This window comes from Rahnella sp. PD4, assembly GCF_049199325.1.
In the GTDB taxonomy this organism is placed as follows: Bacteria; Pseudomonadota; Gammaproteobacteria; order Enterobacterales; family Enterobacteriaceae; genus Rahnella; species Rahnella perminowiae.
In genome coordinates, this window is sequence record NZ_JBLZQF010000010.1 from 117664 (window position 1) to 133183 (window position 15520).

Annotated in this window: 13 protein-coding genes; 9 read left to right on the forward strand and 4 right to left on the reverse strand. The window is 55.7% G+C overall.

The window, feature by feature from the left end:
* Window positions 1-6: 6 nt before the first annotated feature.
* The 3 genes from ACOZIO_RS20920 to ACOZIO_RS20930 form a co-directional block, all read right to left on the reverse strand.
* Complete coding sequence (locus tag ACOZIO_RS20920; protein WP_421595672.1) at window positions 7-1434, reverse strand: amidohydrolase family protein; 1428 nt, start codon at window positions 1432-1434, stop codon at window positions 7-9.
* Window positions 1435-1445: 11 nt separating this feature from the next.
* Complete coding sequence (locus ACOZIO_RS20925; protein ID WP_129991798.1) at window positions 1446-2435, reverse strand: ABC transporter substrate-binding protein; 990 nt, start codon at window positions 2433-2435, stop codon at window positions 1446-1448.
* Between the two features lie 262 nt (window positions 2436-2697).
* The gene (locus ACOZIO_RS20930) at window positions 2698-3621 is read right to left on the reverse strand and encodes a LysR family transcriptional regulator (protein WP_217138424.1); all 924 of its coding nucleotides are present in this window, start codon (window positions 3619-3621) and stop codon (window positions 2698-2700) included.
* Window positions 3622-3834: 213 nt separating this feature from the next.
* On the opposite strand from ACOZIO_RS20930, the gene ACOZIO_RS20935 reads away from it, so the two are divergent.
* From ACOZIO_RS20935 to ACOZIO_RS20975, 9 genes are all read left to right on the forward strand, one after another.
* Window positions 3835-4809, forward strand: a complete 975-nt coding sequence (locus tag ACOZIO_RS20935) for a PDR/VanB family oxidoreductase (RefSeq protein ID WP_421595673.1) — start codon at window positions 3835-3837, stop codon at window positions 4807-4809.
* 20 nt (window positions 4810-4829) lie between these two features.
* Complete coding sequence (locus ACOZIO_RS20940) at window positions 4830-6125, forward strand: cytosine deaminase (RefSeq protein ID WP_129991914.1); 1296 nt, start codon at window positions 4830-4832, stop codon at window positions 6123-6125.
* A complete protein-coding gene (locus tag ACOZIO_RS20945; RefSeq protein WP_129955507.1) occupies window positions 6115-6576 on the forward strand; it encodes a RidA family protein in 462 nt (153 codons plus the stop codon). The genes ACOZIO_RS20940 and ACOZIO_RS20945 overlap by 11 nt, the downstream gene beginning before the upstream one ends.
* Before the next feature lie 29 nt (window positions 6577-6605).
* Entirely contained in the window at window positions 6606-7487 is an 882-nt protein-coding gene (locus ACOZIO_RS20950; RefSeq protein WP_129955506.1) for a creatininase family protein, read from the forward strand.
* Window positions 7488-7500: 13 nt separating this feature from the next.
* Window positions 7501-8484, forward strand: a complete 984-nt coding sequence (locus ACOZIO_RS20955) for an ABC transporter substrate-binding protein (RefSeq protein WP_129955565.1) — start codon at window positions 7501-7503, stop codon at window positions 8482-8484.
* On the forward strand, window positions 8481-9308 hold the full coding sequence (locus tag ACOZIO_RS20960; protein WP_129955505.1) for an ABC transporter ATP-binding protein: 828 nt from the start codon (window positions 8481-8483) through the stop codon (window positions 9306-9308). The genes ACOZIO_RS20955 and ACOZIO_RS20960 overlap by 4 nt, the downstream gene beginning before the upstream one ends.
* 4 nt (window positions 9309-9312) lie before the next feature.
* Entirely contained in the window at window positions 9313-10128 is an 816-nt protein-coding gene (locus ACOZIO_RS20965) for an ABC transporter permease (protein WP_129955504.1), read from the forward strand.
* A 27-nt stretch (window positions 10129-10155) separates the two neighbouring features.
* The gene (locus tag ACOZIO_RS20970; protein WP_421595674.1) at window positions 10156-11559 is read left to right on the forward strand and encodes an FAD-binding oxidoreductase; all 1404 of its coding nucleotides are present in this window, start codon (window positions 10156-10158) and stop codon (window positions 11557-11559) included.
* 127 nt (window positions 11560-11686) lie between these two features.
* Complete coding sequence (locus tag ACOZIO_RS20975) at window positions 11687-12964, forward strand: TonB-dependent receptor (protein ID WP_129955502.1); 1278 nt, start codon at window positions 11687-11689, stop codon at window positions 12962-12964.
* Window positions 12965-13062: 98 nt separating this feature from the next.
* Here ACOZIO_RS20975 and katG read toward each other — a convergent pair whose 3' ends face one another.
* Complete coding sequence (gene katG / locus ACOZIO_RS20980) at window positions 13063-15273, reverse strand: catalase/peroxidase HPI (RefSeq protein WP_421595675.1); 2211 nt, start codon at window positions 15271-15273, stop codon at window positions 13063-13065.
* Window positions 15274-15520: the final 247 nt, after the last annotated feature.

Below are 15520 nucleotides of genomic sequence, written 5' to 3' on the forward strand. Positions count from 1 at the left end.
ATAAGGTTAGCCCGCAGCACGCTGTTGCAGGATACGAACGGCAGACATGGCCTCATGGCGCATTGCCTCCAGGTCAAGCCCGGGGATGACATCGTTTTCGACGATAACGCGGCCGTTGACCATCAGCGCCTTAAGGGACGCCCGGCCGCCGCAGGCCACCGGCCCGATGGCCATGTCATGCAGGCCGAAGTAACGCGGGTCATCCAGCCGGTAAATGGCGATATCAGCCTGCATGCCCACCTGCACGGTGCCGCTCCGTTGCAGTCCGAGGATTTGTGCCCCGCCCGCGCTGCCCCAGCGCACCACGTCTTCAATGGAAGCGGCGTCACCGCCCCCCTCAAACGTTCCGCCGTCATAGCGCGGTTTCGCCAGCATGCCTTTTCTGGCGCGCTGTAAAAGCCACGCAGCATGTGCTTCACTTTGCATATCCGCGGCCTCGTTTGATGCCGCGCCGTCCACCCCCAGCGAAACCGGAACACCCGCCTGTTCCAGCGCCAGCAGGTCAGCAATGCCGCTGCCCAGACGCCCGTTGCTTTGCGGACAATGCGCAATACCGGTGCGGGTTTGTCCCAGCAGCGTAATCTCCTGCGGCAATAACTTCACCAGATGCGCGAACCACACGTCATCGCCCAGCCAGTCATGTTCCGCGCAAAACTGTACCGGCGTCATGTTGAATTTCTCGCGTGCCGCATCGAGATAATCCACGGTTTCTGACAAATGACTGTGCAGCCGGATACCTAAACGGCGTGCCAGTTTCGCCATTTCGCGCAACTGCGCACCGGGTGCCGAATGCAACAACGTGGTCGGTGCCATCACCACGCGGCGCAGCGATGCCGGTTCAGGGTCGTGATAGCGGTCAACCAGCCGCTCCATGTCCGCCATGTAATGGTCGAAGCTTTCCGGACGCAATGCCTGCGGCAAATCCTGCTCAATCGCCCGCCCCTGCGTTGCCCCGCCCCGGCACAATACAATGCGCATGCCCAGCGCCTCTCCCTCACTGAACAAAATGTCCGAGGTATCAAACGGCATATCAGGCCAGTAGAGATAATTGTGATCCGCCACGGTGGTGCAGCCTGAACGCAGCAGTTCGGTCAGGCCGATGCGCACGGCGAGGCGAAAGGTGGATTCGTCAAACGTGGCGCGAAAACGGTAAGGCGTGGCACTTAACCACGCGGTCAGACTTTTGTTCAACCCCTGCGGCTCGCCTTTGAGCAATGACTGAAACAGATGATGGTGAGTATTGACCCAGGCCGGATAGACCACGCAGTCACGCGCCTCAATCAGCCGTTCGTCGGGCAACGGGGTCAGAGTACCGATCGCCTGGATCACGCCATTACGGACACGGATATCCGGTCCGACGTGACGCGCGTCTTCTCCCGGCAGACCGGTCAGGATGGCGTGCGCATTTTTAATCAGCAATGAACAGGATGACATCGCAACGCTCCTCAAGGTTTAACCTGCATGTGCTCAACAAACTCAGTGGTATACGCCTGCTTCCAGTCGGTATCCGCATTCAGCAGTTTGGCACTCACCATGAAATCACGGGTTTTTTGCCAGCGGGCCTGTGTCATGGTGCCCCAGCCCTGTGTCGTCGCATCACCACCGTCAATCAGATGATGTGCTTTGATTTGCTCAACGCCCCAGTCCAGCAGGTCGTCGGTCATTTTCGGATTGTCTTTTTTGATCAGCGCATTGCCCGGTGCCGGGTTTTGCAGATAACTCACCCAGCCTTCCATCGAGGCGCGCACAAATTTCGCCATCGCGTCTTTACGGCTACTGATGAGGTCCGGACGGGTGATCAGAATCCCGCCGTAAGGCGGATAGCCGTGCTCCGAGAAAAGGAAGAAATTGGATTTCACCCCGGCCTTCTGCGCCTGAAACACTTCAGAGCTGACGTACGCCTGCTGCGCCACATTTTCGTCAGCAACAAACGGCTGAATATTGAAGGTATAGGGGCGAACCTGCGCATCGCTGAGCTGATAGCGCGCCCTGAGCCATGGCCACCAGGTGGATTGACCGGAACTGGACACCAGAATGGTTTTATCTTTCAGGCCATCAAGGGAGGTGACGGAGGCATGGGTCAGTAAACCCTGCGGGTCGTACTGAAAGGGAGCAGCGATCGCTTTGGCCTGAAAACCGCGCTGCACGGATTCGAGCAACTGGAGGTCATAACCGATGATCACATCAGCGCGTTTCGACAACAGAAGCTGCATGCCGTTGATCTGCGGGCCGCCTGACTGAATACTGACATCCAGCCCGTAACGTTTGTAGAGACCGGTCGCCAGCGCCTGATAATATCCGCCCTGCTCGGCCTGGGCGTACCAGGAGGTCAGTAAGGCGATTTTCTCATCTGCCTGTGCCGCCAGGGAAAATGATCCCAGAACCAGCGTGCTCAGTACACAGCAAGACAGGGGAATGCGGGATATAGACTTCATTGCTCCTCTCCTAATCATCGCCGGAGGGAGGATAAGCACATGCGGCTCAGCCCCCCTGACCGGCTCAAAATAAACCGCGAAATGGTTGCTGAGCAATGTCCCGCGCCGTTGCCTGCGCTGACCGCTTCTACTCACATTGATCTATACAAAAAGGATGCCAACTTCGCCGGTGCGCTTCCCCGGTGCTTTGTGAGGGGATCGGGCCTGCGGAGCCTGCAACCTTTGATTCATCGCAGAGCGCGGAGCACCAGAACAGTGCATATCATTGCCGGTTGCGCCCCGGGGTCTGGATCTGACTGAACAACATCTCCAGCTGTTTGAGCATCATTGAGGCGGCCAGGGAAAGTTGTCTGGCCGGCGCAACGCACAAGGAGAGCGTGAAAGCTTTTAACTGAGGATCGGTCAGCGGAATAAACTGCAACTCGTGGCTGTGCACCTCATCCATAATATCGAGCCAGCACAGGATACCGATGCCGATTTTTTCTTTTATCAGCGAGCGGATCATATGGATGTTATTCGATACCGCAACTTCATGGATCCTATCGCCATTGATATTCATCAGCGCCTGAACCGGCTCAGCCAGCATCAGCGGCGCTGAGGGCAGGATAAACGGATATTCCATGCACTGATTAAACCGTATACCGCTTCTGCCCCCGAGCGGATGCCCTTTCGGCACCACTACGCCCAAATCGATTTCGGCAAAAGCCCGCACCTGCAACTCACGGGAACTTTGCGGATTCAGCATCAGTCCGAAGTCGGCATCACCTGACATCAGCGCCTGCTGAATATCCACGTTGTTCATGGTCGTCAGTGTGAAGGAGATGTTCGGATAATCGAGATGGACCTTTTTCAGCATCGATGAGAAAAACTGCCGGTTAATGGCATCGATGGTGGCAATCCGCACATGGCCCCGCCGTAATCCCCGCAAGTCGTCGAGCTGTTCGCAGACGCGGGAGAAATCTTTTTTCCAGTTATTGGCCGCATGCAGCAACAGCTCACCGGCCGCCGTCAGCCGCAATCCGGTGGGATGACGCTCAAACAACGGCATGGCTAATTCTTTTTCAACCCGCAATATCTGCCGGTCAATCGACGATGCGGCAACATGCAAGGTTTCGGATGCCTTACGGAACGATCCCTGGCGGGCAACCTCAGTGAAGTACAGCAAAAACCGGGAGAATGCGAACATAATGAGTGCTCTCTTTTATGCAACGGGACGTGCGAATCAAAGCGCTGGACGCAACAGCTTTATAACAATAACGTAGCTTTCATTGCAACGGGAACAATCGTTTCACTGCTTATCCGCCTGACCCGGTGCGGCAATGCGCATCAGGCAGCGGATGATGCGGCGAACACATTGACGCCGTTTTTTATCAATGATCCATCAGCACAAGTACGGTAAATGACGATGAAAGATGCCGGATTAATCCCTGTTACCATTAAAACTGTCGATGTCAACGGTGTCGGGAATATGTCCTTACACCTGGTTGCGCAGCAAGGAAGCCGGTTACCGGCTTATTTACCGGGCGCTCACATTGACGTTTTTATTCCGCAACTGGGGCCGCGACAATATTCTTTATGCAGTGAACACAATGACGGGGAATATTATGAGATCTGCGTAAAACTGGCGGAACCTTCCACCGGCGGTTCGCACTTTATTCATCATCATTTCGCCCCCGGTGATCACCTGACAATTTCGGCACCGCGCAATCATTTCCCGCTGCCACAGGCCGGGCGATATTTACTGTTTGCCGGCGGAATCGGCATCACCCCACTGCTGGCAATGGCGGAAAAAATCACGCAGCAACAGATTGAATTTGAACTGCATTATTATCTCTCCGACACTGAAAAGGCGGCGTTTCTGCCGCGCTTAACCCGGCCTGCATTAGCACAGCATGTATTTTTGCATGACAGCAGCGCAAACGATTCCCTGCGCCACAATACGCCGCTGAGTTTGTGTCATCCGGAAGAGAATACGCAAGTGCTGGCCTGCGGCCCGGACGGCTTTATTGAGCGCCTTAAAGATATTATGCGCACGCATCACTGGCAGGAAAATCAATTATCTTTTGAGCGTTTCAGTAATACGAATCTGAATAATGAAACAGACAGTCGGCCATTTCATATTCAGCTGGGTTCCGGCGGGCCGCGTTATTTAGTCGGCCCGCGACAGACCATTGCGGAAGTCTTATTAAGCGCCGGCGTCGATATTATGCTGTCGTGCGAACAGGGTATTTGCGGTTCCTGTATTACTGACGTGATCGACGGTATTCCCGATCACCGTGACTGCGTACTGACTGAAGAGGAGAAAGCGGAGAACACGCAGATAACACTGTGCTGTTCGCGTGCCAAAAGTCCTGTTCTGATCCTCGACCTGTAATGTTAACGCGGAGCCTTATGATGCATATTCCCCCTCCCGCTTCGGCACTTAACGGTATTGCCAACGTTCGCCTCCCCGCATGGCTGCTGCCGGGGAACTGGCCTGTGAAAAATGGCGAGCCGGTCACGGCAGATATGCGCTTTCAGGCGGGCAAAATTTCATCACTGATGCCCGCCGCTCCGTCTCAGGACGATCTGTGGAATGTGCACGGTACGCTGGCGTTACCGGGGCTGATTGAACCCCATGCGCATCTCGATAAAACCTTCACCCTTGCCCGCAGCCGCCCGGCAAAACCCGGTCTGCTGGCAGCCATTGAAACCCTGCATCAGGATCGTCAGCACTGGACGGCGGCAGACCTTCGCCGGCGTGCCGGCAAGGGGCTGGCCTGGGCGGCCGCAAACGGTGTGACCCGTTTGCGCACCCACATTGACTGGTTCGACGTGGTTCCCCCGCTGGCCTGGCTTGAGCTGGCCGGGATGGCCCCTGCGGATATCACGCTGGAACGGGTGGCGCTGGTACCGCTGAGCTTTTTCGCGGATGCCGAAGCGGCTGACCGCATTGCCTGCGCGGTTGCACAAAGCGGAAAAGACTGCCTGCTGGGCGGATTTATCCACTCTTCAAACTGGGATCCGGCGGCGATGACCAACCTGATGCGCAGTGCCTCACGCTGGCAACTGAATCTGGATTTACATATTGATGAGGAGCTTTCGCCGGTGGCGCATGGCCTGAGCTGGCTGGCGCGTTACCTTTCAGATAATGAATTATCAGAGCATGCCTTCAGCGGCCATATCTGTTGCAGCCACGGCTGCGCACTGGCCTCGGGCAGTGACCAACAGGCGCAGGATGTGCTGAGTTTGCTGGCGGCGCAGCGCGTCACGCTGATTGCACTGCCGATGACCAATCTGCTGTTACAGGACGCCGTTACGGGCCGCACGCCGCGCCAGCGCGGCATTACCCTGATTAAAGAAGCGCAAGCCTCGGGCATTCCGCTGCTGCTCGGCTGCGATAACGTGCAGGACGCTTTTTGTCCGGCAGGCAGCTATGACCCGCTGGATACGCTGAGCTGCGCCCTGTTCGCGCTTCAGCTGGAAAACGTCTTTGACCAGCAGTCACGGCTGATTTGTGATATCGCCGCACTGACCGGTGATATTCAGCCGGATCTGCCACTCGCACCCGGCAGCGATGCCAGTCTGGTGCTCTTCCCGGGCAGCGACAGCATCACCTGGCCTTTACACAGTCCGGCCCGCCTGGTTATCCGCCACGGCAGGCTAACCCATCAGCGCACCTGGAATCAGGAGTTATCCCATGAGTCTTGACGCGGGAGCGGGCAAACCGCTCGCCAGATATGCCGCATGGCGTCGTGCCGGCGATTTCATCTTTCTCTCCGGCATTATTCCCGTCAATCCGCAGACGGCGACCATCGTGCGCGGTTTTCAGGATATCCCCGCCGAAGCACGACTGCTGCTGGGCGAAACCGGCGAATTCTCGACCGATGCCAAACAGGGGCCGGTTCTGGCACAGAGCTGGTATGTGCTCGAAAGCATCCGCCACACGATTGAAGAGGCTGGCGGGCAAATGAGCGATGTGATCAAGCTGGTGCAATATTTTCGCAATCTCGATCACTTCCCGTATTACAGCCGGGTGAGAAAACTCTTTTACACCGGGGAACCGCCGGTCTCCACCGTGGTGCAGGTCAGTGAAATGCTGCCAAACGCCGACGTGCTGATTGAAGTGGAAGCTACCGCCTGGTTGCCCCTGTCCCGCTAACCCCATAATTTCCGACTCAGAGGTACAGCATGATTAACGGTTATATTCCCGCAGCACGTTTTCTTCCTTTCCTGAGCTGGACGGCGATTGCTGCCCTGCCCGACAAAGCCAATACCGTGATCGTCTTGCCAACCGGTGCAATCGAGCAACACGGTCCGCATCTGCCGTGTTCGGTTGACAGTGTCATCTCCTCCGGCGTGGCAGGTCATGCGCTGGCGCGGCTGCCAGAGACGATCCCGGCTTATGCTATTCCTCCCGTCACGTATGGCAAATCTGACGAACATCTGAATTTCCCCGGTACCCTGACCCTGACCGGTGACACACTTTTGCAAACCATTTTAGAAATTGCCGAATCCCTTTACCGCGCCGGATTCCGCAAACTCTTAATGATCAACGGTCACGGCGGCCAACCACAGGTGTTGCAAATGGCATCGCGGGAAATGCGTCTGCGTCACGGCGACATGATCATGATCCCTCACGATGTGTTCCGCGTACCCAGCGTGGAAAATCAGTTCCTCAGCGCACAGGAGCAGAAGATGGCGATGCATGCCGGTCACAGCGAAACCGCAGTCATGCTGGCGCTGGCACCGGAATGCGTCCACCTCGAACAGGCGGTCGCCAATTATCCGCCGGAGTTCCCGTGTCCGACACTGTCATCAGGTCGCCCTGCCGCTGCCTGGGCTTCTTATGATTTTGGTCCGAGTGGCGTCATTGGCGATCCGACCGGCGCGACCGCTGAACAGGGTCAGGCCATTCTCGATTCACTGGCGGCAAGCTGGGCGCAGGCAATCACCGAAATCCACCACATGCAATGGAAAGTCCGCAGCGAACCGACCTGGGGAAAACACCACTGGAACGGTTTTGTGCAAACCAGCTTCACCCCTCCTTCGTCTTCTTGTGTCTCTAAATAAGGGAATTCTTATGATGAAAATACGGCGTAAACCGGCTTACACCCTGCTGGCCCTGTTGCTGGCCGGAGTTTCCGCTTCAGTCATGGCGGAAGAAAAATTCACCTTCCTGACGAACTGGTACGCGCAGGCGGAGCACGGCGGTTTTTACGAGGCGCAGGCCAAAGGGTTGTACAAAACCGCCGGTCTGGATGTCAGCATTAAAATGGGCGGCCCGCAGGTCAACGTCATGCAACTGATGGCCGCCGGACAGGCTGACTGCACACTCGGCGACAACGGCCAGGCGCTGGAAACCTGGCAGGCCGGGGTGCATGCGGTAACGGTAGCGACGGTGTTCCAGCACTCGCCGACGGTGTTTATCAGCCATGACAAAGTGGAAAAAGGTCAGGAACTGAAAGACAAAACCTTCCTGCTGGCCACCGAGGCTTATACCTCTTTCTGGCCGTGGGCGAAGAGTGAACTGGGACTGGCCAGCGCAAAAATCCGTCCGTACACCTTTAGCGTACAGCCCTTCCTCGCGGACAATAATCTGGTGCAACAGGGTTATGTCACCTCCGAGCCTTTCTCCGTTGAAAAAGGCGGCAAACCGTTTTACGTCTACATGCTCAGCGACTGGGGTTATCCGCCGTACGGCAACTCTGTTATCTGTATGGCCGACACTGTTAAAAAACGCCCGGCTGCGGTGGCTGCTTTCGTGAAAGCCTCGATGCAGGGCTGGAAAGACTATTTGCAGGATCCGACCGCAGGTAATGCACTGATCACCCAGGCCAATCCGCGCATGGGTGCCGACCAGATTGCCTTCGGCATTGCACAAATGAAGAAATATGAGCTGGTGACCGGCGGCGATGCACAAACCGGCGGTATCGGTATCATCACTGAACCACGGCTGAAAAAAACCTGGGACATGCTGGTGAAAAACAAGCTGATTGACGCGGATAAAGTGCCGTTTGAGCAGACGTTTACCCTCGATATGATCAAAGACGCGAAGGTTATGCCATGAATTCAGCCCCTAAACTGACCGTGATGAGCGACGTCCGCTCAGCCAATCCTCCGCCTGTACCCGCCATTGACGTGCTGTCGGCGGAGAAAATCTACAGCAACGGCACGCGCGCCCTTTTGCCGGTCAATCTGACCATTAATGAGGGTGAATTCGTCACCCTGCTCGGTCCGTCGGGCTGTGGCAAAAGTACGCTGTTGAAAATGGTTGCCGGACTGACGGAACCCAGCGACGGAAAACTGATGCTGTGGCGGCGCGACAGTCGTGAAAAAACCCAAGTGCCGCTGTCTTTTGTCTTCCAGGAAGCCACACTGATGCCCTGGAGCAATGTGCAGAACAACGTGCGCCTGCCGCTGGATCTCGCGGGCGTGCCGCGTGCCGAAGCCAATACCCGCGTCAGTGAAGCGCTGGAACTGGTGGGACTGGGTAAATTTGCCCACGTTCTGCCGCGCGAGTTGTCGGGCGGCATGCAGATGCGCGTTTCGATTGCCCGCGGGCTGGTGACGCGTCCGAAACTGCTGCTGATGGATGAACCCTTTGGCGCGCTCGACGAAATCACCCGCAACAAGCTCGACAGCGACCTGCTGCGCCTGTGGCGGGAACAGGGTCTGACGGTGGTGTTTGTCACGCACTCGATTCATGAAGCGGTATTTCTGTCGCAGCGGGTGATCATGATGGCCGCCCGGCCGGGACGCGTGGTAGAAGATATCGCCATTACCGAACCCTTCCCGCGTAACGAAGATTTCCGCGTCAGTCCCGCGTTTTCACGCTATGCGAAACAGTTGCAGGACAGTCTGCTGCAAGCCAGCCAATCGGGTATGGAGTAACAGTATGCAAACTCAAAAATCCACTCCGTGGATCAATAACCCAACATTTCGTAAAGTCCTGTATCCGGCTGTCGTGGCCGTCGTGGTGATTATGCTGTGGCAGGGCTGGGTGAGTTATTTCAAAATCCCGCAGTTTCTGGTGCCTTCGCCAGTGGTGATGCTGGAAAGCCTGTGGACTAATTTCGGCTCGCTGACGATGTCGCTGCTGTTTACGCTGAAAATCACCCTGATCTCGTTTCTACTGTCGATAGTGATCGGCGCGGCGGTGGCGTTCGTGCTGGTGCAAAACCGCTTTGTTGAAACCGCGCTGTTCCCATACATCGTGTTCCTGCAGGTGACGCCGATTGTGGCTATTGCGCCGCTGATCATCATCTGGGTCAAAGACACCACGCTGTCGCTGGTGGTGTGTTCGACGCTGATGGCGGTGTTCCCGATCATTTCCAATACCACGCAGGGGTTGCGCAGCGTGTCACCGGGTTTGCTGAGTTATTTTCAGCTGAACCGCGCCAGCCGTTTACAAATCCTGATCCGTTTACGCATTCCTTCTGCCCTGCCGTATTTTTTCGGTGCGCTGCGCATTTCCAGCGGCCTGTCGCTGATTGGTGCGGTGGTCGCGGAATTTGTTGCCGGTACCGGCGGCAATAACACCGGCCTGGCCTACCAGATATTGCAGGCAGGATACCAGCTGGACATCCCGCTGATGTTTGCCGCCCTGCTGCTCATTTCGCTTACCGGAATTGCGCTGTTTGGCGTGATGTCGTGGATTTCGAGACGAGCCCTGAGCGCCTGGCATGAAAGCGAAGCCGTGCAATCTCATTAACCTCATTCATTTTTAGGCAGGAAGAATATGGACAATGAACAACGTCAGAATGCGCTTGCCCTGATTCAGCAGGCGCTCCCTGATCTCGACTGGACGTTGCAGGCCCCCAAGGTCAAACGCCTTTCGCGCGATTTTCACTGGTTCAGTCCGGTGCTGAAGCGGCAACTGGAAGACAAACAGGCTGATGCCGTGGTCAGGCCGCGCAGCGAAGAAGAACTGCGTTTACTGGTAAAAGCCTGTGTCAGGCACCGGTTACCGCTGATTTTGCGCGGCGGCGCGACCGGTAACTACGGCCAGCTGGTACCGCTGGAAGGCGGAATTCTGGTGGATATGACCGGCTTTAATCAGGTCTGTGAACTGGGTAACGGCGTGGTGCGTGCCCAGGCAGGGATCCGTCTGGCTGAAATTGAAACCCTGACCCGTCCGGCAGGCTGGGAACTGCGCTGCATGCCGTCAACGTACCGGCTCGCCAGTCTGGGCGGGTTGTATGGCGGTGGTTTCGGCGGTATCGGCTCAATCAACTACGGCCCGCTCGGCGCGCCGGGCAATGTGCTCAGCGTTAAAGTCATGACCATGGAAGCCGAACCGCGCATTCTGCACGTCCCTGCGCCGCAGGCGTTGTTGCTGCATCACGCTTACGGCAGCAACGGCATTGTACTCGAGGTGGAACTGGCGCTGGCGCCGGTTCATCAGTGGATCGAACGGCTGGACGTGTTCGACGATTTTACCGATGCGCTGGATTACGCCAACGCCTTTGCCCGTTCACCGGGGCTGGTCAAACGCCAGCTGGCGCTTTTTGCCGCGCCAATCCCGTCATACTTCAGCCATCTGAACGGACATTATCGGGCCAGCCAGCACGCGGTGATCAGCGTGATTGCGCAGGAAAGCGAAGGTTTTTGTGCCCATCTGCTGGAGAAGTACCGCGGCCACAGCGCCGTGCGCCAGTCCGCCGGTGAAGCCCGCGAGGCTAATGCGTCGCTGATGGAATATTGCTGGAACCACACCACACTTCATGCGCTGAAAATCGACAGCACCCTGACCTATTTGCAGACGGCGTTTAATTATTCGAATTATCGCCAGCAGATTATCGACATGGCGAATTTATTTGGCGATGAAGTTATTTCGCATATTGAGTTCCTGCGTGACAATGACGGAAATATCACCGCCAGCGGTTTACAATTAGTACGTTATTCCACCGAAGAAAGATTGAACGAAATAATGACAATCTTCCGTAATAATGACGTAAAAATAAATAACCCGCATGTTTATCACATTGAAGATGGCAAACAAGGCGAAATTAAACCTGACGTCGTTTCGGTTAAAAACTGCCTTGATCCTAATGGATTACTCAACCCCGGCAAGCTGCGTGGCTGGGATGTCCGCGACACTCTGACATTAGATAACAATCCTCTTTTATTGACTGACCCGTAAAAATAACTATTAGCCACCCGGTCTGTAAACAGACGGAGTGGCAACCGTTGCGTGCGCCCTCATAAAAACCATTACCGGCAGTTTTTCTGCCGGACAAAATCTATTACATTTTGACAGGATGGCATTAATGAAAAATAACACATTCAGCTTTGCGCTGAAGCTGAGCGCTATTGTCATTTCACAAGCGCTGCTAATAAACCACGCTGTTGCGGCCATACCGGTCACGAGTGACTGCAGCACAGACGCGGCGGATTCCCTGACCGAAATGTTCACCTGCGGATCGGTCAGCGGCAGCCTGCGTACCTTATATTATTCCACTCACAACGCGTACTTCGTACCGGGCTATTCTCAGGACACGGTGAGCTACGGCGGCAGCGTGAAATATGCCACGGCGGAATATTACGGCCTGAGTCTGGGCGTCAGCGGTATTCTTCAGCGCGGAATTTCACACAACGACGACCATCTGATCACCGAACTGGGCTCTAACCAGACCGGCGTGGGCGAAGCTTATCTGAGTTACCACTATCAGGACTTCCGCATCACCGCCGGGGATCAGCGTATTAATATTCCGTTCATCGGCGACTATGACTGGCGCATTACGCCGATCCTGTTCCGGGGTATCGACAGCAGCTACGGTGACAGTGACAACTTCCTGCACGCCACCAAAATTACCCGTTACAAACCCTGGGGCGACGACCAGTTCCTTAACACCACCGCTTATACCGACGCCGACGGCACCACCAACGGCATGTGGGGGATTGGCGGCGGTCGTGCCCTTAAGTTTGATAATCAAAAACTGAACAGTCAGTTGTGGTACGAGGAGTATCACAACTACACCAAAATGGTGTACGCGGACAGTTTCCTGTCGTGGACTGACAGCCCTTCCCAGCCGAAAATCGGCATTCAATTTATTCGTGGTGTCAGCGAAGGCAAAGCGCTGGCGGGCGATGTGAACAGCACCAGCTACGGCGGGCAGTTCGCGATGAATTTCACGCAGGCATTAAAATGGTCGCTCAATTACAACCATATCGCGGCCAATGGCGATGCTTACGGCAACGGCGCACTGGTGACGCCTTACGCGCACAATACCTCTTCCGGCCCGTACTTTGCGCAACCGTTCTTCACCAGCACGCAGGATCTGGGCAGCGGTAACGCCTATTCCACCGACCTGAACTGGAGCGCCACGGACAGCATCTCGCTGGGCAGCCGTTACTCGTTTATGGATCTCACGCCAGCCAAAGGCGCATCGAGCAGCAATCAGTCTGAATATCTGGTGTACGGCACGTATAACTTTGGCGGTGTGCTGAAAGGCCTGAGCATAACAGATTTTGCCGGTGTGCAGACGACGTCTACCTCCGGCAAAGACTTCTGGCAGAACCGACTGGCGCTGGAATACGATTTTTAACGACACATCAGTTCCCGCATACATCAAAGAAAAGCCCGCCGGAGAAGACTCAGGCGGGCTATTTGCTTTCAAACTGCCAGTTCACATCAGAAGTCAGATCAGAGCTCGAATCTGTCGAGATCCATCACTTTGCTCCAGGCCGCGACAAAGTCTTTCACGAATTTCTCTTTGGCGTCACTGCTGGCGTAAACCTCAGCGTTGGCACGTAATACGGCATTCGAGCCAAACACCAGATCGGCACGCGTGGCAGCAAACCTGACTTCTCCGCTGACACGATCCCGTCCTTCGAAACGTTCACCGGATCCGTCAGTGGCTTTCCATTCGGTGCGCATATCCAGAAGATTCACGAAGAAATCGGTGTTCAGTTCACCGGTTTTTTCAGAGAAGACCCCGAGATTACTGCCGTCGTAGTTTGCCCCCAGCGCACGTAATCCGCCGACCAGCACCGTTAATTCCGGCACCGTCAGGGTCAGTTGTTGCGCCTTGTCGATCAGCAGATTTTCAGTCGATGCATTGGCTGAATCACTGCGGTAGTTGCGGAAACCGTCTGCTTTCGGCTTCAGCAATTCGAACGACTCACTGTCCGTCTGATCCTGACGCGCATCCACCCGGCCCGGCGTGAAAGGCACTTCAATATCAATATTTGCAGCTTTCGCCGCCTTTTCAACACCCACCACACCGGCCAGAACGATCACATCCGCCAGAGACATTTTCTGCAATGACTGCTGGATGGATTCCAGTGCAGGCAATACGCGGGCGGCAATGGCGTTGACTTCCCAGTCTCTTTGTGCTCGCAGTGCCAGACGCGCACCGTTCGCGCCGCCGCGTTTGTCACCGCCACGGAAGGTAGACGCCGACGCCCACGCCACCGAGACCAGTTCGCTGACGCTCAGGCCGGAAGCGGCGATTTTTTCTTTCAGCTGCGCGATATCGGCAACCGTCGGGTGATATACCGGAACCGGCAGCGGATCCTGCCAGATTAAATCTTCTTTTGGCACTTCCGGGCCGATATAACGCGCTTTCGGCCCCATATCGCGGTGGGTCAGCTTATACCATGCACGGGCAAAGGCTTCGTTGAAGGCCTGCGGATCACCGTGGAAACGACGCGATATTTTTTCAAACTCCGGATCAAAACGCAGGGTCAGATCGGTCACCAGCATGGTCGGTTTGCGTTTTTTCGTCGCGTCGAACGGGTCAGGAATAATATCCGGCGCATCGGCAGCTTCAAACTGAATCGCTCCGGCCGGGCTGCGGGTCTGCACCCATTCATATTTGAACAGGTTTTCGAAGAAGTAATTGCTCCACTGCGTCGGGGTTTGCGACCAGATCACCTCCAGACCTGAGGTGATGGCATCCGCACCGGCACCGGTTCCGTGACGGTTTGCCCAACCCAGACCTTGTGATTCAATCGGTGCAGTTTCAGGGTCAACGCCCACATTGCTGGCATCGGCTGCGCCGTGGGTTTTACCCAGCGTGTGCCCCCCGGCGATTAACGCGACAATCTCTTCATCGTTCATGCCCATATTGCCGAAAGTGGCACGGATAGCCGGGGCCGCCGACGCCGGATCACCACTGTGATTCGGACCTTCGGGGTTAACGTAAATCAGCCCCATTTCCGTTGCGCCCAGCGGCGATTTAGCCAGTTCTTCAGGATGACGGTGTTCCAGCCAGGTGGTTTCGTCACCCCAGTTGATGTCCAGATCCGGTTCCCAGACGTCTTCACGCCCGGCGCCAAAACCAAAGGTGCGGAAACCGGCGTTTTCCAGCGCGACGTTCCCCGCCAGAATATACAAGTCAGCCCAGGAAATTTTCTGGCCGTATTTTTGTTTCACCGGCCATAACAGGCGACGCGCTTTATCCAGACTGACGTTGTCCGGCCAGGAGTTGAGTGGTGCGAAACGTTGCTGGCCGCGGCCTGAACCGCCGCGTCCGTCAACGGAGCGATACGTTCCGGCGCTGTGCCACGCCAGACGGATGAAAAGACCGATATAGCTGCCCCAGTCGGCTGGCCACCAGGGCTGTGACGCCGTGAGCACCCCTTTGAGGTCGGCTTTCAGTGAGGAGTAATCTAATTTGGCAAATTCTTTACGATAATCAAAGGATTCGCCCAACGGGTTTGAGCGATTTGAGTGCTGATTCAGCAGGTCAACCCTGAGCTGGTTGGGCCACCAGTCACGATTATTTGTCCCGCCACCTGACGCTTTATTGGTGTTGCCTTCATGAAAAGGGCATTTGCCAGCACCGGCTTCTCTGTTTGCTTCAACAATCGGCTTTGCGTCTTTTGCTTCTTCATCAATAGAACTGCTCATGCTCACACTCCTGTTATGTAGTCTCATTGCTACTCTATACGCAGATTGAAAACCGTCACATCTGTATCACCCTATATCTTTGATAGTTGTTCCCTTCGGAATCCGGCGCTATTTCTGCGCGTTTTCATAACAACATTATTTCATCCCTGATGATAGGGTAGCCATGTCATAACAGGGGTTTATCTGCCTGGATCTCAAAATGCAAAAAGCCCGCCGGAGTTTCCTCAGACGGGCTTGTGGATTGCTA